Origin of the sequence: Pseudescherichia sp. (genome assembly GCF_031979925.1) — a bacterium.
Taxonomy (GTDB): Bacteria; Pseudomonadota; Gammaproteobacteria; order Enterobacterales; family Enterobacteriaceae; genus Pseudescherichia.
The window spans coordinates 48412-72448 of record NZ_DALZFB010000012.1; the positions used below are offsets into that span (position 1 = coordinate 48412).

General features: G+C 56.8%; 23 protein-coding genes. 8 read left to right on the forward strand and 15 right to left on the reverse strand.

The annotated features are described in order from the left end of the window. Nucleotides 1–58 precede the first annotated feature (58 nt). On the forward strand, nt 59–994 hold the full coding sequence (locus RTM13_RS17395) for a LysR family transcriptional regulator (protein ID WP_312213659.1): 936 nt from the start codon (nt 59–61) through the stop codon (nt 992–994). A 113-nt stretch (nt 995–1107) separates the two neighbouring features. After that, nucleotides 1108–1335, forward strand: coding sequence for a YgdI/YgdR family lipoprotein (locus RTM13_RS17400; RefSeq protein WP_222888661.1), 228 nt, complete (start codon nt 1108–1110; stop codon nt 1333–1335). Between the two features lie 56 nt (nt 1336–1391). Here RTM13_RS17400 and RTM13_RS17405 read toward each other — a convergent pair whose 3' ends face one another. From RTM13_RS17405 to pgaA, 5 genes are all read right to left on the reverse strand, one after another. Next, complete coding sequence (locus RTM13_RS17405) at nt 1392–2351, reverse strand: sensor domain-containing diguanylate cyclase (RefSeq protein ID WP_312213661.1); 960 nt, start codon at nt 2349–2351, stop codon at nt 1392–1394. Between the two features lie 109 nt (nt 2352–2460). Next, the gene (pgaD, locus tag RTM13_RS17410) at nt 2461–2895 is read right to left on the reverse strand and encodes a poly-beta-1,6-N-acetyl-D-glucosamine biosynthesis protein PgaD (protein WP_312213663.1); all 435 of its coding nucleotides are present in this window, start codon (nt 2893–2895) and stop codon (nt 2461–2463) included. Beyond that, entirely contained in the window at nt 2892–4226 is a 1335-nt protein-coding gene (gene pgaC, locus RTM13_RS17415; protein ID WP_312213665.1) for a poly-beta-1,6-N-acetyl-D-glucosamine synthase, read from the reverse strand. Before pgaC ends, pgaD begins: the two co-directional genes overlap by 4 nt. Further along, nucleotides 4223–6238 (reverse strand): poly-beta-1,6-N-acetyl-D-glucosamine N-deacetylase PgaB, encoded by a 2016-nt coding sequence (pgaB, locus tag RTM13_RS17420; protein WP_312213667.1) that lies wholly within the window; start codon nt 6236–6238, stop codon nt 4223–4225. The genes pgaC and pgaB overlap by 4 nt, the downstream gene beginning before the upstream one ends. Nucleotides 6239–6247: 9 nt before the next feature. Further along, entirely contained in the window at nt 6248–8710 is a 2463-nt protein-coding gene (gene pgaA / locus RTM13_RS17425; protein WP_312213669.1) for a poly-beta-1,6 N-acetyl-D-glucosamine export porin PgaA, read from the reverse strand. Between the two features lie 397 nt (nt 8711–9107). On the opposite strand from pgaA, the gene RTM13_RS17430 reads away from it, so the two are divergent. Next, nucleotides 9108–10088 carry a helix-turn-helix domain-containing protein gene (locus RTM13_RS17430; protein WP_312213671.1) on the forward strand — a complete coding sequence of 327 codons (981 nt, stop codon included), beginning with the start codon at nt 9108–9110 and terminating at the stop codon, nt 10086–10088. A gap of 117 nt (nt 10089–10205) precedes the next feature. Continuing rightward, nucleotides 10206–11216, forward strand: coding sequence for a type I glyceraldehyde-3-phosphate dehydrogenase (gene gap / locus RTM13_RS17435; protein WP_312213673.1), 1011 nt, complete (start codon nt 10206–10208; stop codon nt 11214–11216). A 32-nt stretch (nt 11217–11248) separates the two neighbouring features. On the opposite strand, the gene aroD is transcribed toward gap, so the two are convergent. Further along, a complete protein-coding gene (aroD, locus tag RTM13_RS17440; protein ID WP_312213675.1) occupies nt 11249–12100 on the reverse strand; it encodes a type I 3-dehydroquinate dehydratase in 852 nt (283 codons plus the stop codon). Nucleotides 12101–12259: 159 nt separating this feature from the next. Here aroD and RTM13_RS17445 point away from each other — a divergent pair, with 159 nt between their 5' ends. Beyond that, a complete protein-coding gene (locus tag RTM13_RS17445) occupies nt 12260–13342 on the forward strand; it encodes an aldo/keto reductase (protein ID WP_312213677.1) in 1083 nt (360 codons plus the stop codon). A gap of 140 nt (nt 13343–13482) precedes the next feature. Here RTM13_RS17445 and RTM13_RS17450 read toward each other — a convergent pair whose 3' ends face one another. Then, nucleotides 13483–14277: an ankyrin repeat domain-containing protein gene (locus RTM13_RS17450; protein WP_312213679.1), complete on the reverse strand. Its 795-nt coding sequence runs from the start codon at nt 14275–14277 to the stop codon at nt 13483–13485. 188 nt (nt 14278–14465) lie between these two features. Here RTM13_RS17450 and mutS point away from each other — a divergent pair, with 188 nt between their 5' ends. Both mutS and RTM13_RS17460 read left to right on the forward strand, forming a co-directional pair. Then, on the forward strand, nt 14466–17027 hold the full coding sequence (gene mutS / locus RTM13_RS17455) for a DNA mismatch repair protein MutS (protein ID WP_312213680.1): 2562 nt from the start codon (nt 14466–14468) through the stop codon (nt 17025–17027). A 62-nt stretch (nt 17028–17089) separates the two neighbouring features. After that, nucleotides 17090–17518, forward strand: a complete 429-nt coding sequence (locus RTM13_RS17460) for an OsmC family protein (RefSeq protein ID WP_312213681.1) — start codon at nt 17090–17092, stop codon at nt 17516–17518. Between the two features lie 154 nt (nt 17519–17672). On the opposite strand, the gene rpoS is transcribed toward RTM13_RS17460, so the two are convergent. Together rpoS and nlpD are read right to left on the reverse strand one after the other, a co-directional pair. Continuing rightward, the gene (rpoS, locus tag RTM13_RS17465) at nt 17673–18665 is read right to left on the reverse strand and encodes an RNA polymerase sigma factor RpoS (protein WP_312213682.1); all 993 of its coding nucleotides are present in this window, start codon (nt 18663–18665) and stop codon (nt 17673–17675) included. Between the two features lie 121 nt (nt 18666–18786). Next, a complete protein-coding gene (gene nlpD, locus RTM13_RS17470) occupies nt 18787–19875 on the reverse strand; it encodes a murein hydrolase activator NlpD (RefSeq protein WP_312213767.1) in 1089 nt (362 codons plus the stop codon). On the opposite strand from nlpD, the gene RTM13_RS17475 reads away from it, so the two are divergent. After that, a complete protein-coding gene (locus RTM13_RS17475; RefSeq protein ID WP_312213684.1) occupies nt 19781–19981 on the forward strand; it encodes a hypothetical protein in 201 nt (66 codons plus the stop codon). The two genes, nlpD and RTM13_RS17475, sit on opposite strands and share 95 nt — an antisense overlap. Before the next feature lie 54 nt (nt 19982–20035). Here RTM13_RS17475 and RTM13_RS17480 read toward each other — a convergent pair whose 3' ends face one another. The 6 genes from RTM13_RS17480 to ftsB are packed head-to-tail and all read right to left on the reverse strand — an operon-like array spanning nt 20036 to nt 23964. Then, nucleotides 20036–20662, reverse strand: a complete 627-nt coding sequence (locus RTM13_RS17480) for a protein-L-isoaspartate(D-aspartate) O-methyltransferase (RefSeq protein WP_312213686.1) — start codon at nt 20660–20662, stop codon at nt 20036–20038. Next, nucleotides 20656–21417: a 5'/3'-nucleotidase SurE gene (gene surE, locus RTM13_RS17485; protein ID WP_312213688.1), complete on the reverse strand. Its 762-nt coding sequence runs from the start codon at nt 21415–21417 to the stop codon at nt 20656–20658. The genes RTM13_RS17480 and surE overlap by 7 nt, the downstream gene beginning before the upstream one ends. Then, the gene (truD, locus tag RTM13_RS17490) at nt 21398–22447 is read right to left on the reverse strand and encodes a tRNA pseudouridine(13) synthase TruD (protein ID WP_312213690.1); all 1050 of its coding nucleotides are present in this window, start codon (nt 22445–22447) and stop codon (nt 21398–21400) included. The genes surE and truD overlap by 20 nt, the downstream gene beginning before the upstream one ends. Then, a complete protein-coding gene (gene ispF / locus RTM13_RS17495; RefSeq protein ID WP_312213692.1) occupies nt 22444–22923 on the reverse strand; it encodes a 2-C-methyl-D-erythritol 2,4-cyclodiphosphate synthase in 480 nt (159 codons plus the stop codon). The genes truD and ispF overlap by 4 nt, the downstream gene beginning before the upstream one ends. A gap of 2 nt (nt 22924–22925) precedes the next feature. Further along, nucleotides 22926–23633 carry a 2-C-methyl-D-erythritol 4-phosphate cytidylyltransferase gene (ispD, locus tag RTM13_RS17500; protein WP_312213694.1) on the reverse strand — a complete coding sequence of 236 codons (708 nt, stop codon included), beginning with the start codon at nt 23631–23633 and terminating at the stop codon, nt 22926–22928. 19 nt (nt 23634–23652) lie between these two features. Continuing rightward, nucleotides 23653–23964: a cell division protein FtsB gene (ftsB, locus tag RTM13_RS17505; RefSeq protein WP_103818268.1), complete on the reverse strand. Its 312-nt coding sequence runs from the start codon at nt 23962–23964 to the stop codon at nt 23653–23655. Between the last annotated feature and the right edge of the window lie 73 nt (nt 23965–24037).

Sequence of the window (24037 nt, forward strand, 5' to 3'; positions counted from 1 at the left end):
AACCTGACATATTAAAAAACGCTATAATGCAGGAAACACCTTTGCAGGTTTTGCATTAATGAACGATACAGGCTCGATTACCTTACGCGCGCTGCGCTTTTTTATTGCCGTCTATGATAGACAGAGTTTTTCAGCGGTGGCCCGCCGGGAGGGCGTTTCCGCCTCGATGATCTCTCGCACCGTGATCCAGCTGGAGAATACGCTGGGGCAGCAGCTCTTCTACCGTAATACCCGGGCGGTGATCCCCACCGAAGCGGGGCATCTCTTTATGGTGCACGCCCGCGCCATGCTGGAAAACATGCATAGCGCGCAGACGGAGCTGCAAAACCGTGCCGCCGTGCCCGCCGGACTGGTGCGTATTAACGCCCCGGTGTTTTTTGGTCATCACCATATCGCCCCCTGGCTAAGCGGCCTTGTGGAGCGTTACCCGCAGCTACAGATTGAGCTGAACCAGACCGACGACTATATCGATCCCCATCGCGACGCTGCCGATCTGATCTTTCGCATCGGCACATTAACCGACTCCTCTTTCCACGCGCGTATTTTAGGAACCCAGCGCTACTACCTGGCCGCGTCGCCAGACTACGTGGAAAAACACGGTACGCCGCAAACGCCCGCAGAGCTGAGTCAGCATCGCTGCCTGGTCTATAGCGGATCGTCCGGCCCTAATCGCTGGCTATTTAAAGAGCCTGGCGGTGAGTGGGTGCACTACCCGGTGGCAGCCCATCTCAGTTCAAATAATGCCGAGACGCTGCTTACCGCCGCGCTGGGCGGCATGGGGATCGTCTTATTTCCGGACTGGATGATGGGTAATTGTCTGCGACAGGGAACATTAGTTCAGCTCCTGTCAGACTACCAGCCAACAATAAACGCCGGGCCGCAGCATATTGCTGTAATTTACCCTAACACCCGCCATCCGCCTTTAACGGTCAGAGCAGTAATTGATTATTTTGTCGAGGTCTACGGCACCCCCCTTTATTGGCAGGTGACCTGATTTTAATACGAAAGTTGTAGAGTGAAAAAAATCTTCTACACTTAATTTAAGGCTTCGATTTTAATCACGTGTTGATGAGGTCTTTACTATTCACCGACAATCAGGAGAGTCTAATGAAAAAAGCGATCGTTTTACCTGTTGCAATATTACTTGGCGCGGCGGCCCTGTCTGGTTGTACGCGTACCAGCTATGCTATTCATACTACCGATGGTCGTACTATTATCACCGATGGCAAACCTGAGCAGACCGATGCAGGCCTGTTAGGCTATAAGGATGCTAACGGGGTGAAGCAACAGATAAACCAGTCCGAAGTTCAGAAGGTCTCTGAAGTCCCTCATTAATAGCATAAAGCGTAGCCCCTGCGGGGGCTTTCTCTTGCCCCCTACACGCATCTTAATCAACGTCCCTTACGCTTCTCAGAATACATCACCGTATCGGCATCTTTTAGCATCTCGACGAGATCGGCATATTTATCCGCACTGCTGTTAAGCATTCCGTAGGCATAATTAAGCGGATATTTTTTCCCCACATTAAGATACCAGTCATCTATTTTGCTTTGCAGATTAAATAAGAAAGCATCGGCGTCATGCTGGCCATTATTTGCCAGCAGCACGGCAAAACCGCTGCTCTCAACACGTCCGCAGACGTCCCCGCTTTTCATGCAGCTATTAAGGCATTTAGCAAAAGCACGCAGGGCATTATCACCTTCAGCATGGCCCCAAATATCGTTAAGCGATTGCAGATCCTCGACCACGAAATAGAGCAGGCTAAAGGGTGTATTGTACCGGGTCATTTCGCCAAAGCGTTTATCACCTATCTGGAAAAAACCACGTCGATTGGGCAACTCAGTAAGTTTATCGGTCATCGCCATATTGATAATAACGAACTCATCTTCGACAATCGCGCCCAGATCGAGCAGCAGATTAATCTCTTCGGAGGTGAAATCCCGTGGCTTATTGTCAATCAGGCAGATGGTTCCTGCAATTGAACCATCGGGCAGACGCACCGGGCAGCCTGCGTAGAAGCGTACAAAGGGCTCGTCGAGTACCAGAGGGTTATTTTCGAAGCGATCGTCCTTCAGCGTATCTTTAACGATCATAATGCCTTGCAGCAGGATCGCATGGGCACAGAAGGAGACGTTGCGCGACGATTGCCGCATATTCGAGCCATCACAGGAGATCATCCACTGCCGATCCCGGTCCAGCAGGGTGATTAACGCAATAGGTACATTGAAGGTCGCCTTTGCCAACCGCGTCAGGCGCAGCAGCCGCTCATCATCATTTTTATCAAGCAGATCCATCATATAGAGCGATTTTAAGCGCTCTCTTTCATTCACAGGTACACCGGGAAATTTCATAGACGCCCTCTCTGGTTTTTAACAATATAACCGAGAACGGCGGTTTTGGTAGGATGAAGTACCTTGCCCAGGTCGCTCTCCCGCGTTCTGGGCAAGGCGCTGAACGGCTTTAGGCAACGCTGGCGATAAGGCCCTTGTCCACCTCCGCGCGGCTGATAGCCCCGGTATCATAATGAAACACGGTCAGGACACGGCCGTTGCTCAGATCCTGCACCAGCGCCGGGGCGATGCGGAAGCTGGCGGCCAGCTCGTCACGTCCCAGTCCCGGACGGCGCTTGCGGCGCTCAACGCGGAAACGAATCTGGTTATATTTAGCCCAGCCAATCAGCACCGCAGCGTTGATCAGCGCCACCATCAGGTAGAACGTCACCGTATTCACGGTGGAGAACAGCGGGCCAAAGCCAATAAACGGCGCGTTGGCCAGCGCGGTCATCAACCCTGCATAGACCAGGTAGGAGAACCCCAGCCAGGCAATCAGGGTCAGGGCCACGTCAAAAATACGCGGCATGAGACGGAGTTCAGTAAAAATCAGCGGTTGTTTCATTGGTCATTTCTTCCTATACCACGGTCAGGACTTACCCAGCGCGCTCTGCTGCGCTTACGCATCAGCATCACTTTGGGGAAGGCGACCAGCGTTGTGAACAAACTCAACATCCAATAAACCACCGGGAACCAGATGATCCAGAAGAGCGACGCGCCGATACCTTTTTCATAGCGCCGTTCAATAAGCAGACTGACCAAAAATTGCAGCAGACAAACCACGCCGAGCATTAGCCCGGTGAAAGCCGGTGGGAACAGATGTTGTACATGGAGAGAGTCAGGCATGGGGATAACCAGCCCAACAAGGAACAGCAGGATCGTTACCGCATAGGCAAAGGCCCAGGCCGTCGACAGGCAAAACTCAAGGAATAGCGGCCACATGCGGCGATATTCCCAGGCCCAGAGGCGGCGCATATTAACAATAAAGACTTCTGCCCCACCCTGGGCCCAGCGCAGGCGCTGTTTCCATAACCCTTTCATCGTCTCCGGCATCAGGATCCAGCAGAGCGCACGCGGCTCATAGAACACTGTCCAGTGACGCAGCTGCAGTTTCCAGCTGATATCAATGTCTTCCGTGATCATATCCGGACTCCAGTAGCCCACCTCCGACAGCGCGCGGCGGCGGAAGGCGGCAATCACGCCGGAGACGGTGAACACCTGGCCGTAGACGCGCTGGGTGCGCTTGATCAGGCCGATGATCGAGGAGAACTCGCCAACCTGCACGCGGCCCACCAGCGTAGAGCGGGTGCGGATGCGCGGGTTGCCGGTTACCGCCCCAACGCGAGGGTATTGCAGCAGCGGTGCCACCAGGTAGGCCGCGGCGTCGCGATCCAACAGCGCATCGCCATCGATACAGACCAGAAAATCACTCCGCGCCGAGGCCGCACCGGTCTGCAAGGCCACCGCCTTGCCCTGGTTCTCCGCCAGATGGATCACCCGCAGGCGCGGATACTCAATGGCCAGCTGATCCAGTACCTCGCCGGTGTTATCTTTTGAGCCGTCGTTAATGGCGATAACTTCAATGTTTTCATAACGCTGGGCCAGCGCCGCTTCGATGGTCTCCCGTGCGTTCAGTCCCTCGTTATAGCAAGGCACGAGAATGGAGATGAGCGGGTTCCCCTCCAGCTCTGGCGCTGGCGTGTTTGGCCCCCAGGGCCAGTGACGCTCCCGGTGGAACCAGAAGTAGAGTCCACCGCTCATCCATAACGCTGACATAAACAGCGGCCAGAAGAAAACGAAGTTCAGGATCATGTCGCCGGTGAAAATAGCCGCGACCCCCAGCGGGAAGCTGAACATCAGGCACAGTATGAGAAACGCTACAATGCGATCGGTCATTTTTGTGGATACCAGTATGATGAGAAGGCAGAGCGGATCTCAGACATCTCGGGTTGATCGTTAAGGAAATCGTCAGGGTAGTAGCCGTAGCTATCTGCACCGCTCAGCTTGAGCTGGCGCATCCACTCGGTCATTTGTTTGCCACTGATATCTTTCTCTTTCGCGTCAGCACGCCAGTCCTGCGCCTGCAGTTCGAAGACGGTTTTCTCCAGCGCACCAGGGCGTTGGCCGACAATTTTCACCATTCTGTCCAGCCAGGCGTTGTCCTCGCCCTCCGGTACCCCTTCCATCCACGGCATCGCCATCGGTGCCGTCCAGTCGTAGGTAGTCAGGAAGTCGTCGAGGTTCTGCGCAAACCAGGCTTCGCTCTCTGGCTCCATGATCGGGGGAGCGTAGATGTTGCGGGCGGTTTTCACCTGTGGCCCACGAATGGCGCGTACCGACTCGGTGAGATCGCGGGTAAAGTCGATCAGCGTCTTGCTCTTAAAGCGCGTCCAACGTTTGAAGGTCTCCGGATTGCTGCGAATCTCCTCGATGCTGCCCGGGAAGCCAGCGGCCTTGTAGGCGCGCAGTGCATCCGGCGAGGCGTCCTCGAAATCGCTCAGGAAGGCGTCATCGTGGAACAGCACGCCACTGAAGGCAGCCCCTTTAGCCAGATCTTCGTAGATTTCAGTGATACGCCTGCGGGCCTCCGGGTTCCACGGCGAGAGACGCACGTACTGCTTACGCTCTACCGCGCTGCGGTTGGTTTCCGGGTTCCAGGCCGTAACAAGCGGTAGCGGATCGTCCATCTGGAAAGCCAGCACCGGCATCCAGGCGTAGACTTTCACCCCGCCGCGGCTCTGCAGCTGCCAGGAGATAAAGTTGAACAGATCGGCACGCATTGGCAGCCAGCGGTTCGGGAAGTAGAGCTCATGAATGTTGCCGTCGCCCTTGGGATCTGCATACGCCTGCAGGAAGACGTGGGAGATCTTCATGTCGTAGACGCGCTGGATCAGGGCATCGATGTTGCGCCGCTGCTGGGCCGGATCCTTGTCATAGACGTAGTCCAGATCGATATGCATCACGCGCATGTTCTGCTTCTCACGCACCTGGGCAACCTGGCTGGCAAAGGTTTTCAGCGACGGGTTGTTAGTGATCAGGATGCGCGGGATATCGTCCAGGTTCGCGGCGTTGGCCAGCCCCTCGTTGAGGGTAAAGGCCATCCGGTAGCCGTGCTGATGGATCAGCTTCAACGACGTCCCGTTGGCGGCACCGTAGGGCCAGACCCAGGCACGAGGCGCTTTGCCGGTCACCTCGGTGATTTTTTTAGTCACCAGGTCGAGATCCTTATTGATGCGTGCCTCATACTCCTCGTCGGTTTCATACTTGCCGGTGGCCTTGATATAGGCCCGGTTGGCAATCGCCGGCTCTTTACTGCCCTGCGGGTTCGCCTGAATGCCGTAGTGCGAGGCCCAGGTGTGCGCCCCCACCTCAACCAGCGGCGACTCGCCCATCTCCTTCACCATCTGCCAGGTGGCGAACTTGTCACGCGCCGTTTTTAAACCGCCGAAGTCGATCGGCTGATTGGCTGGGGCATCAACCCAGCTGCCTACCGGGGCCCATACCGCAGGCCAGTTGTAGGCTTTGAGGATCGGCCAGACGCGGGTGTAGAAGCTGCTGTAGCCATCGTCAAAGGTCAGCATTACCGCTTTTTGTGGCAGGGTAATTTTGCCGTCGTGGGCGTCCAGCACCTGCTGCGCGGTAACAGGTTGATACCCATTGTCACGCAGCCAGGCGATCTGATCGTTTAACGCGCTGGTCCGGACGGAGAGATAGCGCTGGTCCGCAGCGCCATCCTCAACGTCGTGATAGCCCAGTACCAGGAAACTGTTTTTTGGCCAGGCCTGATCCGCGTTCAGCGGCGGTCTGGCAGAAGGTGGAAGATAGCCCGGCTTCTCAGCACTGCTACAGGCGGTGATGAGCATCCATCCGGCGATGAGTGTTGCGGCTCGCAGCCATTTATTAAACATGAACTGTCCTCAGAACCTGACATTCAAATCAAATGCGAGGGAGATATTCCGCTCACGCTTACCGTCATAGGGACGTTTATCCCAGGTCAGCATCAATCCGCCGTCCACGACGTTGTTCCACTGAACCCGTTGTCCATACCCAAATTGGTTTATTGCCCCGACGCTGTGGCCCTTCTGCCAGTAGGCACCGGCCCCAGCGGCAATCTCCTGTTTCCATACCGTGTCGTAGTGCTGATACATCACGTGCTCGCCGGTCAGCGCCGGTACGACAGAGAGATCGCGTTTCGGGTTGTAGTAGAAGACATCCTCCTTGGTGTTGGTGCTGCCGCTAATGCCCGGCGTGAAATCGAGGGTAAAGCGCGGGGTAGTCCACAGCCGCTCTTTGCCGCTCAAACCGTATTCAATGCGATCGTTATCATCAGAGAAGTGTGAGGCGGCGAAGGTAAGCTGGTACTCACGACGCTCGGTCTGGTGCCAGCGCAGGAAGAGATCGCCACCGTTGGCGTAGACGTTGTTGCGCAGGGCGCGCAGCGGCGTATTGCGCGACAGCCGCTCCACATTGCCGCCCAGACGCCAGTTGTCATTGAAGTCATGCCAGGCCGACAGGCGTCCGCCCGTCTTCTGCCCGTCACCGTAGTTACGCGTCGATACCTCCATTTCGGCCCAGTAGTCACGCGCCGTCCATTCGGCACCGACGCCAAGATCGCGGTTGATCCCCTTGCCCTCTTCAAATTCGCCGCTGGCGAAGTTGTAGGCCGTGAAGAGCCGCCAGTTGTCGCCGATCGGCGGGCTGTAGAGCGCCGAGTTGAGGGTGAAGTCGTGCTGGCCGCTCACCGGGCTGTCAGAGGAGATCCCCTGCGAGCCGTTGATCCGCAGCTCGGTCTTCTTGTGTACGTCACGGGCGCGGGCGAGACGCAGGGAGGATTCATCATCCGGGCTGCGCTTTATCACGTCGTTGGTCAGCTCGTCTGCCTGCCGCCACTCCTGTAGCTCAAGGGCGTTCCAGGCCTGCTGCTTCTCCAGCTCCAGGTTGCTCGGCTCGATGACCTCAGCCAGCTTCAGCTCGTGTTCGGCCTGGCGCGGCAGGCCACGGGCGAGCAGCACCGAGGCGTAGGTGACGCGCAGCGCCTGGTTACCGGAGCCGGTACGTGCCAGCCACTCGGCGCGTTTCTGTGCCTCCGGCAGGTTATTAGTCTCGATCTCATACTGGGTCAGCAGGGTCTGGCCCAGCAGCCAGCTATCGTTAGGCTGCGGCACGGGGGAACCCAAAACCCGGGTCAGGTAGGGGCTTTGTTTGATCAGATCGTCGACCTGACGTTTCGCCGCCGGGTAGTTGCCGCTGTCGATATGGGCGTAGAAGAGATCCTGCTGATCGTCTTCGGTAAGCGGCGTCGCCGGGATTGGGCCGTTGGGATAGTAGATCGCCATCAGCATCTCTTCGGCTTTCTGCGGGTTTTTTTCTGCCAGGTAAGCCGAGGCCACCCAGCGCTTGGCATAGTTCGGGATCGGCTGGCCGTCGGCGGAGAGGGACTCATACTCCCGGACGATTTCTTTAGTGCGCTTGCGGATCACGAGCGCGCCCAGCCGGTCGATACGTGCGCGACGCACGTCGGCTTGCGCCGAAGGATCGTCCTTCCAGGCACTAAGCAGGGCGTCGTAGCGGGCGATGGCTTTATCCGCGACGAGGAAACGCTCCTCTTCGTTGCGGGTAGGGGTAAACGCCGAGCGCACGGTCTGCGCGACCGCGTCCAGCTCAAGGCGTCGTTCAAGCGGGCCGGAAGCCGCTGACGGCGGCGTCAGGTCCAGCGCCGGACCGGCGATGCGGTTGGCAGAGAGCACCGCCAGCTTGGTGTCCCGGACACTTTTGTTCTGCGGATCCAGCGCCTCAGCCCGGCTGGTCGCCAGCAGCGCATCCCAGTTTTTACCCTGCGAGTGGTAGACGTAGGCCACCAGCGCATCACGCTCGGCTCCCGGCTCTTCCGCCGCCCATTTATTGGCTTCGGTGATCGCCTGCTCGTTACGGCGGGCATCGGCGAGGGTCATGATCCAGCCGGTGCGCGCGTCAGCATTCTTTGGATCTTCCTTGAGGACGTTCTCCCAGACGGCCAGCGACGCATTCCAGTTTTTCTGGTTACGCAGCGCACGGGCAACGGCAATTTTCCCACGTGGCGGAACCTGAAGGCGGTCCTGGTAACGCTGCCAGATACGGATCGTCTCGGCATTGTCATCTGCCCAGGCGGTAACCTGCAGCCAGTCAGCCACCTGATCGGGCGTGAGCGGCGTCTGCTGTTCCTGAGCTTTTAAGTAATTCAGCAGCGGCGCTCGCTCCCCATCACGCGCCTGTACAATCAGGGCATCGTATTCAGGAGAGGCTCCGTACGCCAGCGTCGGCAGAATAATGCTTGCAGTAAATAAGCACGTTCCGGAACGAAAGCGTTTTACTAAATTGTTACGTCGGTGAATGCTGAACATAGCTGTGCTGTCCTTATTTCCTTATGCCGGAATAAATAAGCATTATCATTAATATGCTGCTGCAATAAGCGAGGGGAATCCCCGCACATCACGGTAATTTATTAGCTTTAACGTAAAATTAATTTAAATTAATACTTTCTTCGTATTTCAATGAGTTCCAGAGTATTTTAAGGCACTTTTTAAAAATAAGATTTTCATGTGTGCAAACGTTAGCAGCGGAATATTTTTTTTACCATCACTGTTACACAGGTCACGTTAAAAAAAACATTTTAACACCGCTTTTTCTAATACTTTTAGAATTTAATTCTTCCATAAAGCATGAAATAGGTAAAATGAGGCACTTCTATCTGTGCAGGTAAAAGTTGACTTATTTCATAAAAAGGGTACTTTTCAGGACATGAAATCATTCCTTATTATTGTCCCTGATGGCGGGATGTTATTTGAGGCAGCAGGTATAGCCGATATTCTGATGCACGCTAACCGCTTGCATCTGGAAGGGTTTTCCACTGCCCGCTATCGGATAGACATCGCGACCACCCAGCCTCACCAGGTTATACATGGTCAGTCGGGCTTAAATCTGCTGGCGGACTTCAGGCTGGTTGATCTCGATTATGCCGAGCCGCGGGATACCATTATGGTCACCGGCAAAGGTATGAATGAACAGGAGAACAGCGCGGTAGTGGACTGGCTACGCCTGGCCGCGCCCCACGCACGCCGGGTGGTCTCTATCTGCGGCGGCGCGCTCTTGTTGGCCCAGGCAGGCCTGCTGGATGGTCGCCGGGCGACGACCCATTGGCGGCGGCTGGAGGAGATGCAGTCCCGCTATCCGCTGGTAAGGGTGGAGGGTGGGCCGCTCTATATCCAGGATGGCCATATCTGGACCTCTGCGGGGGTTAGCTCCGGCTTTGACCTCACGCTGGCGCTGGTGGAAGAGGACTATGGCTTTACGCTTGCCCGCGACGTTGCCCAGGATCTGGTGATGTATCTGCGCCGCCCCGGCGGACAGATGCAGTTCAGCCGTTTCCAGCTGCTTGATGCCGACGGTCCCGGCCCCATTGGCGAGGTGCAGCGCTGGATCCAGGAGAACCTGACTGCCGATCTGTCGGTAGAGGCGCTGGCGGATCGGGCGGCGATGAGTCCCCGTAACTTTACTCGCGTTTTTACCCGTGAAACGGGAACAACTCCTGCACGCTATGTGGCAGAAGCGCGCCTGGCCGCCGCCAGGAACCGTCTTGAACAGACCATGGACACGCTGGATCGCGTGGCGGTGGCAACCGGTTTTGGTAGCAGCATCAATCTACGCAGAATTTTTGAAAAGCAGCTCAAGCTCACCCCAGGTGAGTATCGCCAGCGCTTCCACAGCCGTAAGATGGCGTAAAGTGATCCTTTTTTGTCATTTACGCCATAACGGACGCGGCCTACTCTGATTCCAGGTTCTGATTCCAGGTTCTGATTCCAGGTTCTGATTCCAGTTACAGCATAACAGGAGTACATCATGGTTAAGGTCGGTATTAATGGCTTCGGCAGGATCGGTCGCAACGTGTTACGTGCCGCGTTAGGTAATGCAGAAATTGAGATCGTGGCAATTAACGATCTGACGGACAGCAAAACCCTGGCGCATCTGTTAAAGCATGACTCGCTGCTGGGCACGCTCTCCGTGCCGGTCGAGGCGGCGGAAGGTGAACTGAAGGTTGACGGTAAATCCGTAAGGGTCTTTTCCGAACGCGATCCGGCGAATATTCCCTGGGCCAGCGTTGGCGTCGAGATTGTGATTGAGGCCACCGGCTTCTTTACCGATCGGGAAAAAGCCTCGGTGCACATCACCAGCGGCGGCGCGAAGCGGGTGATCATCTCTGCGCCTGGCAAAAATGACGATCTCACCATCGTGCTGGGGGTTAACCACGACAGCTACGATCCGCAGAAACACTTTGTGGTGAGCAACGGCAGCTGCACCACCAACGGCCTGGCCCCTGCCGCCCAGGTGCTGCATCAGCGTTTCGGCATTGAGCACGGTCTGATGAACACCACCCACGCCTACACCAACAGCCAGGCGCTGCACGATCAGCCAGAGAAAGATTTGCGCGGGGCACGTGCTGCGGCCCTCTCCATCGTTCCCTACTCCAGCGGCGCGGCGAAGGCGCTGGGCCGCGTGATCCCTGAACTCGAAGGCCGTCTTACCGGCTACTCGCTGCGTGTGCCGGTGCCGGTGGTCTCGATAGTTGACCTGACCGTGACCCTGAAGCGTGACGTGACCGTCGATGAAGTCAATGACGCCTTCCGTCAGGCCGCCGCCGAGGGTCCGCTGAAAGGCATTCTTGGCTACAGCGACGAACCGCTGGTCTCCAGCGACTACCAGGGCGATCCGCGCTCCTCAATCATCGATGGCCTCTCTACGCTGGTCATTGGGGGGAACCTGGTCAAGATCCTCGCCTGGTATGACAACGAGTGGGGCTTCTCCAACCGTCTGGTCGACCTTGCGAAGCTGATGGCGCAGCGCGGCCTGTAGCTGTTTTTCAGTTAATTAGCGCTCTGCCCCGGTCATTGACTGGGGCTATTTGCCTTATGCAGCGCCGCCATTGTCTGATGCAGCACCTTTACGTCAATCTGTCCCGGCGCGGAGGCGCTGCCCATGCTGCCAAAGGTCAGGTTGCTGCCATAGATCTCTCCGGACAGACGGGTGACTGTTCCCTGCCCGCCCATCGCCATCGTCAGCAGCGGCCGATCGCTGCGCTGGCGCATCTGCCAGGTTATGCTGGTCAACCGGTTCACATCCTCAGGGGTCTTTGGCATCACAGCTAGTTTGAGCACGTCCGCGCCGTACTGCGCCTGTTGCTCCAGGCGTTGCAGCATCGCTTCATTGCTCGGGGTGCCGTTGAAATCGTGATACGACACAATGGTCGCTACGCGATGCTGGTGCGCGAAGTCAATCAGCTTGCGCACTTCTGCCTCGCCAATGCGCATCTCAATGTCGATCAGATCGGCAAATCCGGCCTCCAGCCACTGCTGATAAAGTTCGGTGTAAGCCGCATCATCAGGCGCTTTCTCGCCCCCTTCAGGTTTAGTGCGGAACGTTAGCAGCAGCGGCTTGCCGTTAAGTCTCTTACGCACGGCCTGACCAAGCGCCGTGACCTTTGCCGCATCGGTGGCAAACACCAGCTTATCAACGCGTAGTTCAAGAATATCGGCTTCCTGCGTCCGGGCGACCTGCTCTGCCTCCTGCAATACTTTTGTTTCATCTTCACCTGAGGTCGAGACGATAATCGCCGGCTGGCCCTGTCCAACGGTCAACTTACCTACCTGTAGGGAGCGAACGCGCTCCTCCGCATTGACGCTGCCCGAGCAGACAGATACGGCCATCGCCATGATTAACGCCATCGGTGCTTTAAACATCAAACCCTCGCTATGGTGAACAGAAGTGAGTTTTAAGATCTAGTTCACACTTTTCCATGAGGCAAACGGCAGATGCGGATTAATCCTGGTCAGTTTGCACATCGTCCCAGCGGCTTCTACCTTTTGTTACTTGTAACGTTGGAAACAGGAGGAGATATCATGCAGTACAGGAAACTGGGACATTCAGGCCTAATGGTATCTGAGATCGCACTGGGTACGCTCACCTTTGCCGGCAAGGCTGGCTTTGAAAAAACGGGTAACGTTGGGGTGGCTCAGGCGCGCCGGTTTATTGATATCGCCCTCGATCGCGGGGTGAATATCGTCGATACGGCCGATCTCTACTCGGCGGGCGGGGCTGAAGAGGTAGTAGGCGAAGCGCTGGGGGAGAACCGTAACCGAGTGGTGCTGGCAACCAAGGCCCGTAGCCCGATGGGTGACGGTCCGAACGACAGCGGGGCCAGCCGGTTCCATCTGATCAAAGCCTGTGAAGATAGCCTGCGCCGGTTGAAAACGGATCATATCGATCTCTACCAGATCCATAACTGGGACGGTATCACCCCACCGGAAGAGACGCTGCGTGCGCTTGAGGAGCTGGTCAAGAGCGGCAAGATCCGCTATTTCGGTACCTCAAACTATACTGCCTGGCAGATGATGAAGACCCTGGGCACGGCCGAGGTGAATAAGCTCATCCGCCCTATTAGCCAGCAGATCTACTACACGCCGGAGTCTCGCGAGGCAGAGTTCGAGCTGCTGCCGATGGCGCTGGATCAGGATATCGGTACCCTGGTATGGGGACCGATGGGGGAAGGGCTGCTTACCGGCACGGTGCGCAGAGGCGTCAAAACGCCGGAGACCTCACGCCAGGGCAACGGCTGGCCGGAACCGTACGTGCACGATATGGAGCACGCCTATAACGTCATTGATGTGCTGGCTGAGGTCGGTAAAGAGCTGAATGCTTCCGTGGCACAGGTGTGCCTGGCCTGGCTCTCTTCCCGTCCGGGTATTACCTCGTTAATCGTCGGCAACCGCACCGAGGAGCACCTGCGGGAAAACCTGGCCGCTGTGGACCTCTCGCTTAGTGACGAGCAACGCCAGCGTATCGAGCATGCCACGCGCCCGGCACCGCGCTACCCCTACTGGCACCGCTTCACCAGCGGCATGGACCGCCTCGACCCGGCGGAGAAGCCTTTCCTGGATGAGTACCAGCAGACGCTGGATGCGAGAAAAGATTTAGAAAGGTAAATTTAATATCAGCCCCGCCATGGATCGGCAGAGACAATACAGATCATATCCATAGCGCGTTAAAAGAAGACTTTATCTTTTGTGCTTCTACTCATTAACCGCTTCCTGTTACCACAGTATCTGTAAAACTAATGAGATAGTTACTCGGTTGGGCGAACAGGAGGCGAAGGTGGCCACTTTCCACCGTGCTGGATCAGCTTCTCTTTTATTTTGATCAAATCTTGATAATGTTTATCGCCTTCTTTCGCGCCATTCAAAAGGCGTTGGAGTTGGTTACCCATCGTCCAGCCGACATTGCTACGGATCTCAGGATTGGCTCCACGATCCAGCAGTAGCAGGACATGGTCATGCTTGCCATAATCCAGTGCATAGATCAGCAGCGTATTTCCTGGCGAATCGGTAACGTTAATATTGGCTCCGCGATCTAGCATCACTTTTAGCGTCTCGGTATTTTTAGCATTGAGCGTTTCCAGTATGATGGGATCCTGATGCACTTTATCTTTCGCATCAGGCGACAAGCCTCCGTCAAGCAGCGCGCGAATCCAGTCTCCACTGTCACCTTGCAGAACAAATTCAGCCGGGCTGCTTCCACCAGCCGGGCGAGGCTGGAGCGGGTCCGCCCCTGCCTTCACCAGTTCGGTAATGATCTCTAACCGGGGTGCTGTTTTTTTATCGTTTATGGCATTGCTAAGCGCCCAGAACAGCAGCGTCATATCATGCTCTCCGGGCTTGTTAAGATCGGTTTCTGGCGCGAGTTTTTTTACCTCGTCAATTTCGCCGCGCTCGATTGCCTTTGCCATAACAAGCTGCTGATCGCTGAAGTAATCTTGCGGATCCAAATCGCTGGTTTGCTTACACCCTTGAATTACAAACGTAAACAACAGCGCAAGGCTGAATGAAAAAAACGTCTTCACACACAACTCCTGATTTTCCATAACTCCTGCTAAATTCCCAGCGCGTATGATGCGCCTCCCCTTTTTCAAAACTGGAAGGGGCCTCGTGAAGTTCTTTATCGTTGCTTTCCAGTGAATGCTCATCTCCGTTATCATATCTCTCTATCAGATATTTAAGTCAACGAAACGACCCTTGCCTCATTTAAAATCAGGGAACTGGACATAACTTCATGAGTACATTAGAGAACTTCGACGCCCACACGCCCATGATGCAGCAGTACCTGAAGCTGAAAGCCCAGCATCCGGACATCCTGCTCTTCTACCGGATGGGCGATTTTTATGAGCTGTTTTATGACGATGCGAAGCGCGCCTCGCAGCTGATGGACATCTCCCTGACCAAACGCGGCGCGTCGGCCGGAGAGCCGATCCCGATGGCGGGCGTGCCGCACCATGCGGTAGAGAACTATCTGGCGAAGCTGGTCAGCCTCGGCGAGTCGGTAGCGATCTGCGAGCAGATTGGCGATCCGGCCACCAGCAAGGGGCCGGTTGAGCGCAAAGTAGTGCGCATCGTGACGCCCGGCACTATTAGTGACGAAGCGCTGCTGCACGAGCGTCAGGATAACCTGCTGGCCGCCCTCTGGCAGGACAGCAAAGGCTTTGGCTATGCCACGCTGGATATCAGCTCCGGGCGTTTTCGCCTGAGCGAGCCTGCCGATCGCGAAACCATGGCTGCCGAACTACAGCGTACTAATCCGGCAGAGCTGCTCTACGCCGAAGACTTTGCCGAGACTGCGCTGATTGAAGGGCGTCGCGGTCTGCGCCGTCGTCCGCTGTGGGAGTTTGAGATCGACACCGCTCGCCAGCAGCTGAACCTACAGTTCGGCACCCGCGATCTGGTGGGTTTTGGCGTAGAGAACGCGACGCGGGGCCTCTGCGCCGCAGGCTGTCTGCTGCAATACGTGAAGGATACCCAGCGCACCTCCCTGCCCCACATTCGGGCAATCACGATGGAGCGCCAGCAGGACAGCATCATTATGGATGCCGCCACCCGTCGCAACCTGGAGATTACCCAGAACCTGGCCGGCGGCATTGAGAATACTCTGGCCTCGGTGCTCGACTGCACGGTCACGCCGATGGGCAGCCGGATGCTCAAGCGCTGGCTGCATATGCCGGTGCGCGATACCAAAACCCTGACCGAGCGCCAGCAGACTATCGCCGCGCTACAGGACGCCACGACCGAGCTACAGCCGGTGCTGCGCCAGGTGGGCGATCTGGAGCGTATTCTGGCGCGCCTCGCGCTGCGCACCGCTCGCCCGCGCGATCTGGCCCGTATGCGTCACACCTTCCAGCAGCTGCCAGCGCTGCGAGAGATGCTGGCCGAGGTCGACAGCGCGCCGGTACAGCGGCTGCGGGAGACGATGGGCGAGTTTAGCGAACTGCGCGAGCTGCTGGAGCGGGCAATCATTGATGCCCCGCCGGTGTTGGTACGCGACGGCGGTGTGATTGCCCCCGGCTATAACGCCGAGCTGGACGAGTGGCGAGCACTGGCGGATGGCGCAACGGATTATCTGGATAAGCTGGAGATCCGCGAGCGCGAGAAACTGGGCCTCGATACGCTGAAGGTCGGCTATAACGCGGTGCACGGCTACTTTATTCAGATCAGCCGCGGCCAGAGCCACCACGCGCCCATCCACTACGTACGCCGCCAGACGCTGAAGAACGCCGAGCGCTACATCATTCCCGAGCTGAAAGAGTACGAAGATAAGGTATTAACCTCGAAAGGCAAGGCGCTGGCGCTGGAGAAGCAGCTCTACGATGAGCTCTTTGACCTGCTGATGCCGCACCTGGCCGATCTCCAGCAGAGCGCCAGCGCTCTGGCGGAGCTTGACGTGCTGGTGAACCTGGCCGAACGCGCTTATACCCTCAACTACTGCTGCCCGACCTTTAGCGATAAGCCGGGCATTCGCATCAGCGAAGGGCGTCATCCGGTGGTTGAGCAGGTGCTGAACGAGCCGTTTATCGCCAACCCGCTGAACCTCTCCCCACAGCGGCGGATGCTGATCATCACCGGGCCAAACATGGGCGGTAAAAGTACCTATATGCGCCAGACCGCGCTGATTGCCCTGCTGGCCTACATTGGCAGCTATGTCCCGGCACAAAAGGTAGAGATCGGCCCTATTGACCGCATCTTTACCCGCGTTGGCGCAGCGGACGATCTGGCCAGCGGCCGCTCAACTTTTATGGTAGAGATGACCGAAACCGCCAACATCCTGCACAACGCCACGGAGAACAGCCTGGTGCTGATGGATGAGATTGGCCGCGGCACGTCTACCTACGACGGCCTGTCGCTGGCGTGGGCCTGCGCAGAGAACCTGGCGAACCGCATTAAAGCGCTGACCCTGTTTGCCACCCACTACTTCGAGCTGACCCAGCTGCCGGAGAAGATGGAGGGCGTTGCCAACGTGCATCTGGATGCGCTGGAGCATGGGGATACTATCGCCTTTATGCACAGCGTGCAGGATGGCGCAGCCAGCAAAAGCTATGGTCTGGCGGTAGCGGCGCTGGCGGGCGTGCCGAAAGAGGTGATCAAGCGGGCGCGGCAGAAGCTGCGCGAGCTGGAGAGCATTACGCCAAACGCGGCGGCAACCCAGGTCGACGGAACGCAGATGTCGTTGCTCACCGTGCCCGAGGAGACTCATCCGGCGGTTGAGGCGCTGGAGAACCTCGATCCGGATACCCTCACCCCGCGCCAGGCGCTGGAGTGGATCTACCGCCTTAAGAATATGGCGTAGTTTTCTGTAGGCCTGGCCTGAGCTTCTATACTTAGGTTTTCATCCAAAAAAGGAGCGAATACATGACGATCCATAAGAAAGGTCAGGCACACTGGGAAGGCGACATCAAAGGCGGCAAAGGCACCATCTCTACCGAGAGCGGCGCGTTAAAGCAGCAGCCTTACGGTTTTAATACCCGCTTTGAAGGCGCAGCCGGGACCAATCCGGAAGAGCTGATCGGCGCTGCACACGCGGGCTGCTTCTCTATGGCGCTGTCACTGATGCTGGGTGAAGAGGGTTATACCCCAGAGAGCATTGATACTACGGCGGACGTATCGTTGGATAAGTCCGGGGAAGGCTTTGCGATCACTAAAATCGCGCTGACCAGCACGGTAAAAGTGCCCGGTATTGAAAAAGAGACCTTCGATAAAATCATCAATAAAGCCAAAGCAGGCTGCCCGGTTTCTCAGCTGATCAAAGCCGAGATTACCCTGGACTATACCCTCAATTAATTGGGTTATGCCGAGCGGCGGCTCTGCCTTGCCCGGCCTACAACGACTCATAAGCCGTAGGCCTGATAAGCGCAGCGCCATCAGGCATTTGCAGTTTAAAAGCACCAAAGAAAAAGGCCAGTCGGATGACTGGCCTTTTTTGGAATGGTGTCGCTTATTCGCGGAACAGCGCTTCGATATTCAGCCCCTGCGTCTGCAGAATTTCACGCAGACGACGCAGACCTTCAACCTGAATCTGACGAACGCGTTCACGAGTCAGGCCAATCTCACGGCCCACATCCTCAAGCGTTGCAGCTTCATAGCCCAGCAGACCGAAACGACGTGCCAGCACCTCGCGCTGTTTGGCGTTCAGTTCGAACAGCCATTTGACGATGCTCTGTTTCATGTCATCGTCCTGCGTGGTGTCTTCCGGACCGTTCTCTTTCTCATCGGCCAGGATGTCCAGCAGCGCTTTTTCGGAATCGCCACCCAGCGGGGTGTCTACCGAGGTAATGCGCTCGTTGAGACGCAGCATACGGCTCACGTCATCAACCGGTTTATCAAGCTGTTCGGCAATCTCTTCTGCACTTGGCTCGTGGTCCAGCTTATGGGACAGTTCACGTGCGGTACGCAGATAGACGTTCAGCTCTTTAACAATGTGAATTGGCAGACGGATCGTCCGGGTCTGGTTCATGATTGCCCGTTCGATGGTCTGACGAATCCACCAAGTTGCGTAAGTCGAGAAACGGAACCCGCGTTCTGGGTCAAATTTCTCAACGGCGCGGATCAGCCCCAGGTTACCCTCTTCAATCAGATCCAGCAGAGCCAGACCACGATTGCTGTAACGACGGGCAATCTTCACGACCAGACGCAGGTTACTTTCAATCATGCGACGGCGTGATGCAACATCCCCACGCAGTGCGCGACGCGCGAAGTAAACTTCTTCTTCAGCCGTTAACAGAGGAGAATAACCAATCTCTCCTAAGTACAGCTGAGTCGCGTCCAGCACACGCTGTGTTGCTCCCTGAGATAACAGCTCCTCTTCAGCTAACTCGTTATCACTGGGTTCCTCTTCATTCAGGACTTTCTCATCGAAAGCCTCAACTCCGTTCTCATCAAATTCCGCGTCTTCATTTAAATCATGAACTTTCAGCGTATTCTGACTCATAAGGTGGCTCCTACCCGTGATCCCTGAACAAAATCTCCATACTTCCTTCTCTTATTCGAAGCAGCCGCATCTATGCAAACTGCCACGGCAAAGCAAAGGATAGCATAACGACTTTGCCAAATTATCGCTGCGGCAAATAACGCAGCGGGTTTACGGATTTCCCCTTGTAACGAATTTCAAAATGCAAACGTGTAGAACTGGTTCCGGTGCTACCCATGGTAGCTATCTTCTGCCCCGCCTTAATGTCTTGTTGTTCCCGGACCAGCATTGTGTCGTTATGGGCGTAGGCACTCAGGTAATCATCGTTATGTTTGATGATAATAAGATTACCGTAACCGCGCAGAGCGTTCCCGGCATATACCACGCGTCCATCTGCGGTCGCGATGATAGCCTGGCCTTTCGACCCTGCGATATCGATCCCTTTATTGCCACCTTCGGTTGCAGAGAAGTTATCGATAACGTTGCCATCAGTTGGCCAGCGCCAGGATGAAATCGGCGCGCTGGTAGAGGTACTGCTGGCTGTCGGTTCGGTCGTACTAACAGATGGTGCTGTAACAGGCGCTGTGACTACCGTCGCAGGCTTATTGTTAGGCAACATTTTGTTAGCACTCTGTTCACCTGAGTCCTCAGAATACGTAATTGTCGGTTTCGGCGCAACTACTACGGTTGAATTTTGTGCAGGTTGCGTCACGATTCCTTGTGCGGAAGCATCAGCCTGGGTGATTGCGTTACCGCCAGTTATTGGCGTACCGGATGAGTTTCCAACTTGCAGAACCTGCCCGACATTCAGGCTATACGGGGCGGCAACGCTATTTCGCTGTGCCAGATCGCGGAAATCGTTACCAGTTACCCATGCAATGTAAAACAGTGTATCACCGCGTTTCACAGTGTAAGTGCTGCCGCCGGTATAGCTACCTTTCGGAATGTTCCCATACTGGCGATTGTAAACAATTCGCCCATTTTGCGTCTGTACGGGCTGCGAAGTAACGGGTTGCGCAGCTGAAGGCTGGATCGTCGCTGGCGGAGTGATAACTGGCTGAACCGGCTGTATTTGTGGAGCCTGCTGTGGCGTGCTGCCCATCTTCGGTGGAGGGGTAATTAACATCCCGGATTCGGTGCTGCTGCCGGATGCGCTGCTACCGTCTACGGAGCTGACCGGCGCGGGTGGATTACCAGAATTTGAGCATCCTGCCAGCCAGAGCGAAACCAGTGACAATGCCGCAATCCGGCTTAAGGTGAATGTTGGGCTTCCCGTGCTCATTTATCCCCCAAAAATGTATTTACTTGTGCGTGTTGAAAACCGTGGCGTTATTTAACGCCGCCCCACCTTACGCTTAAACTCGCTGAAAACTTTAGGAAAAATCCGGGTCTCAGGCCAGCTCGCCTTTCACCAGCGGGACAAAACGTACATCTTCCACGGTTTCGATGATAAATTCGCTTCCCCGTCGATGGATGCACTTGAGCTGCTGGTGCTCATCGCCTACGGGTAAAACGAGAATGCCGCCGTTATCCAGCTGCGCCAGAAGCGCGGCGGGGATCTCCGGCGGTGCGGCCGTCACGATGATGGCATCAAACGGGGCGCGCGCCTGCCACCCTTGCCAGCCATCGCCATGACGGGTTGAAACATTGTGCAGATCGAGCTGCTTCAGGCGACGACGCGCCTGCCACTGTAAGCCCTTGATCCGCTCCACGGAGCAGACATGGCGCACCAGATGCGCCAGAATTGCGGTCTGGTAGCCTGAGCCGGTGCCGATCTCCAGCACCCTTGAGTCCGGCGTCAGCGCCAGCAGCTCGGTCATACGCGCTACCATGTAGGGTTGCGAAATAGTTTGCCCCTGGCCGATAGGTAACGCGACGTTCTCCCACGCTTTGTGTTCAAACGCTTCATCAATAAATTTCTCACGGGGAACCCGTGCGATGGCCTCCAGGACATGCTCATCTTTGATGCCCTGGCTGCGTAACTGATCGAGAAGGGCTTGTACGCGTCTGCTTACCATTGCGTGTTCACTCCGGCACGGCTTAACCAGTCCGAAACAACATCATGCGCGCTGTGTGCGGTGAGATCCACATGCAGCGGCGTTACCGAGACGTAGCCTTCATCCACGGCAGCAAAGTCGGTGTCTGGCCCGGCGTCGTGCTTCTCACCCGGCGGACCAATCCAGTAGAGCGTATTGCCGCGCGGATCCTCCTGCGGGATCACCTTATCCGCGGGATGGCGGCTGCCGCAGCGGGTCACGCGAATGCCTTTGATCTCATCAAGAGGCAGATCGGGCACGTTGATATTCAGGATCCGACCGGTGCGCAGCGGCTCCCGGCTCAGGGCGCGCAGAATCGAGCAGGTCACGGCGGCGGCAGTGTCATAGTGCGTGTAGCCGTTAAGCGAGACCGCCAGCGCAGGAAAGCCAAGATGACGCCCCTCCATTGCTGCGGCTACCGTCCCGGAGTAGATCACATCGTCGCCGAGGTTTGGCCCGGCGTTGATCCCGGCAATCACCACGTCCGGGCGCGGGCGCATCAGCGCATTGACGCCAAGAAAGACGCAGTCGGTGGGCGTACCCATCTGTACGGCAATGTCGCCGTTCTCGAAGGTAAAGGTGCGAAGGGAAGATTCCAGCGTCAGGGAGTTAGAGGCTCCGCTGCGGTTACGATCGGGCGCGACAACCTGCACATCGGCAAATTCCCGTAAAGCATGGGCCAGAGTCTGAATACCTGGCGCATGGATCCCGTCATCGTTACTCAGCAATATTCGCATAATCACCCGATGTATTGATAAGTTCCCTTACAACGCTGGTGGCAAAGCTACCGGCTGGCAGCCAGAAGCGCAGCTCAACGGTGACATCGTCCCACCACTCCCAGCTCAGCTGCTGCGGATAGAGCAGCGCGGCCCGGCGCGAAGCCTCAACTTTTTCGCGCACCAGCAGGGACTGTAGCAGAGGCGAATCGCTCACGGCCGCCTCTTCACGCGCCAGCGCCTCGCGCTGGGTTCCCCACTCGCCGGTGCCCGGCAGCGCAGCGGTAATCATCAGCGCTTTGTCATCGACACGCGCCTGTAGCGCCGCCAGCTCTTCCGGCGTCGCCACGAACCAGCTTCCGCGCCCCGCTAATTGTAGCGCATCGCCGTCAACAACTTGATTAAAGTCCGCTTTTTTCAGGCGCTCGCTGACGATCTGATTAAACAACGCGCTGCGGGCCGCCGACAACCAAAAACTGCGTTTATTGCGATCGCGCACCGGGGCATCGCTCTGTGCCCAGCGCAGCGCACCGTGCAGGTTGCTGCCGCCGATACCGAAACGCTGTGCGCCGAAGTAGTTCGGCACGCCCTGCTCTGCAATGGCACTGAGCCGCGCCTCGACGTCGGCACGGTCGCTTACCTCGCGCAGCACCAGCGTAAACTGATTGCCCTGCAACGCCCCCAGCCGCAGCTTACGCTTGTGGCGGGCGTACTCCAGCACCTTGCAGCCCTCCAGCTGAAAGGCGCTGAGATCCGGCATCTCTTTACCCGGCACGCGGGCGCAGAGCCACTGCTCGGTCACCGCATGCTTATCTTTCTGCCCGGCAAAGCTGATCTCCCGGGCGTGGATCTTGAGGAATTTTGCCAGCGCGTCGGCAACAAAGCGGGTATTACAGCCAGTTTTTAGCACCCGCACCAGAATATGCTCGCCCTCGCCGTCGGGAGCGAAGCCTAAATCCTCAATCACGACGAAATCTTCCGGGTTGGCCTTCAGCAGGCCGCTGCCCTGAGGTTTGCCGTGCAGGTACGTCAGCGCGTCAAACTCGGTCATTTAGCCGCCTTATGCAACAGCGCCACGGCTTCACAGGCAATACCTTCGCCGCGCCCGGTAAAGCCCAGCTTCTCGGTGGTGGTAGCCTTAACGTTGACGTCATCCATGTGGCAACCGAGATCTTCGGCAATAAATACGCGCATCTGCGGAATATGCGGCAGCATTTTCGGTGCCTGGGCAATAATTGTCACATCAACGTTGCCAAGGGTATAGCCTTTCGCCTGGATACGACGCCAGGCCTCGCGCAGCAGCTCGCGGCTGTCCGCGCCTTTAAATGCCGGATCGGTATCCGGGAAGAGCTTGCCGATATCCCCCAGCGCCGCCGCGCCAAGCAGCGCGTCGGTTAAGGCATGCAGGGCTACGTCGCCATCGGAGTGCGCCAGCAGGCCTTTTTCATAGGGAATACGTACGCCGCCAATGATAATCGGGCCTTCGCCGCCAAAAGCGTGTACGTCAAAGCCGTGTCCAATACGCATTATCAGTTCTCCATATAGGCGTTACGGGTAAGATAAAATTCTGCCAGCGCCAGGTCTTCAGGTCGCGTGACTTTAATATTATCAGCGCGGCCGACGATCAGCTCGGGATGGTAGCCGCAGTGCTCCAGCGCCGAGGCTTCATCAGTGATGGTCGCCCCGTCGTTAAGCGCCCGCGTCAGGCACATTTTAAGCAGGGCCAGCGGAAAAAACTGTGGGGTCAGCGCGTGCCACAGATCGTTACGATCCACGGTGTGGGCGATAGCGCTCTTGCCTGGCTCGGCGCGCTTCATGGTATCGCGCACCGGGGCGGCCAGAATGCCACCCGTACGGCTGGTTTCACAGAGAGAGAGCAGACGGGAGAGATCGTCCTGATGCAGGCAGGGACGAGCCGCATCGTGCACCAGCACCCACTCGGCATCGCCGGCAGCGTGCAGCCCCGCCAGTACCGAATCAGCGCGCTCTGCGCCCCCGTCAACGACGGTAATCTGAGGATGATGCGCCAGCGGTAGCCCGGCGAAGCGCTCGTCGCCCGGACTGACGGCAATAATCACTCTCTCAACACGCGGACTCGCCAGCAGCGCCGCAACCGTGTGCTCAAGGATGGTTTTATTGCCAATCGAAAGATACTGTTTAGGGCATTCCGTTTGCATACGGCGGCCAAATCCGGCGGCCGGTACGACGGCACAGATGGCCGGAACTATTGCTGCCATGTAAGAAAACCTGGGCCTGTTATCGACTGTTTTGTGGTGACCCTGGGCTGCGTTTGGACGCATCCGGAACCAGACGATAAAAGGTTTCGCCCGGCTTGGTCATACTGAGTTCGTTACGTGCACGCTCTTCAATCGCTTCCTGACCGCCGTTAAGATCGTCGATCTCGGCAAAAAGCTGATCGTTACGCGCTTTTAGCTTAGCGTTTGTTGCCTGCTGTACCGTGACATCATCGCTGACGCGGCTGAAGTCGTGGAGGCCATTCTTGCCAAACCACAATGAATACTGTAGCCAGACCAGCAAAGCCAGCAACAGCAGCGTTAATTTACCCATCCTGCCCCCTGTAAAACGGCATCATCATCCCATAACTTACGCCAGGACTCCACTCTAAGCCGATGCCGTAACG

Bases quoted from the DNA above. Each gene is read 5' to 3' on its own strand.
- truD (WP_312213690.1), bottom strand. From the start codon at position 22,447: ATGACCGAGTTTGACGCGCTGACGTACCTGCACGGCAAACCTCAGGGC.
- mutS (WP_312213680.1), top strand. From the start codon at position 14,466: ATGAGTACATTAGAGAACTTCGACGCCCACACGCCCATGATGCAGCAG.
- RTM13_RS17480 (WP_312213686.1), bottom strand. From the start codon at position 20,662: ATGGTAAGCAGACGCGTACAAGCCCTTCTCGATCAGTTACGCAGCCAG.
- pgaC (WP_312213665.1), bottom strand. From the start codon at position 4,226: ATGACCGATCGCATTGTAGCGTTTCTCATACTGTGCCTGATGTTCAGC.
- RTM13_RS17405 (WP_312213661.1), bottom strand. From the start codon at position 2,351: ATGAAATTTCCCGGTGTACCTGTGAATGAAAGAGAGCGCTTAAAATCG.
- pgaA (WP_312213669.1), bottom strand. From the start codon at position 8,710: ATGTTCAGCATTCACCGACGTAACAATTTAGTAAAACGCTTTCGTTCC.
- rpoS (WP_312213682.1), bottom strand. From the start codon at position 18,665: ATGAGTCAGAATACGCTGAAAGTTCATGATTTAAATGAAGACGCGGAA.
- surE (WP_312213688.1), bottom strand. From the start codon at position 21,417: ATGCGAATATTGCTGAGTAACGATGACGGGATCCATGCGCCAGGTATT.
- pgaB (WP_312213667.1), bottom strand. From the start codon at position 6,238: ATGTTTAATAAATGGCTGCGAGCCGCAACACTCATCGCCGGATGGATG.
- RTM13_RS17445 (WP_312213677.1), top strand. From the start codon at position 12,260: ATGCAGTACAGGAAACTGGGACATTCAGGCCTAATGGTATCTGAGATC.
- RTM13_RS17400 (WP_222888661.1), top strand. From the start codon at position 1,108: ATGAAAAAAGCGATCGTTTTACCTGTTGCAATATTACTTGGCGCGGCG.
- aroD (WP_312213675.1), bottom strand. From the start codon at position 12,100: ATGTTTAAAGCACCGATGGCGTTAATCATGGCGATGGCCGTATCTGTC.
- RTM13_RS17460 (WP_312213681.1), top strand. From the start codon at position 17,090: ATGACGATCCATAAGAAAGGTCAGGCACACTGGGAAGGCGACATCAAA.
- ispF (WP_312213692.1), bottom strand. From the start codon at position 22,923: ATGCGTATTGGACACGGCTTTGACGTACACGCTTTTGGCGGCGAAGGC.
- RTM13_RS17395 (WP_312213659.1), top strand. From the start codon at position 59: ATGAACGATACAGGCTCGATTACCTTACGCGCGCTGCGCTTTTTTATT.
- ispD (WP_312213694.1), bottom strand. From the start codon at position 23,633: ATGGCAGCAATAGTTCCGGCCATCTGTGCCGTCGTACCGGCCGCCGGA.
- gap (WP_312213673.1), top strand. From the start codon at position 10,206: ATGGTTAAGGTCGGTATTAATGGCTTCGGCAGGATCGGTCGCAACGTG.
- ftsB (WP_103818268.1), bottom strand. From the start codon at position 23,964: ATGGGTAAATTAACGCTGCTGTTGCTGGCTTTGCTGGTCTGGCTACAG.
- pgaD (WP_312213663.1), bottom strand. From the start codon at position 2,895: ATGAAACAACCGCTGATTTTTACTGAACTCCGTCTCATGCCGCGTATT.
- RTM13_RS17450 (WP_312213679.1), bottom strand. From the start codon at position 14,277: ATGGAAAATCAGGAGTTGTGTGTGAAGACGTTTTTTTCATTCAGCCTT.
- RTM13_RS17430 (WP_312213671.1), top strand. From the start codon at position 9,108: ATGAAATCATTCCTTATTATTGTCCCTGATGGCGGGATGTTATTTGAG.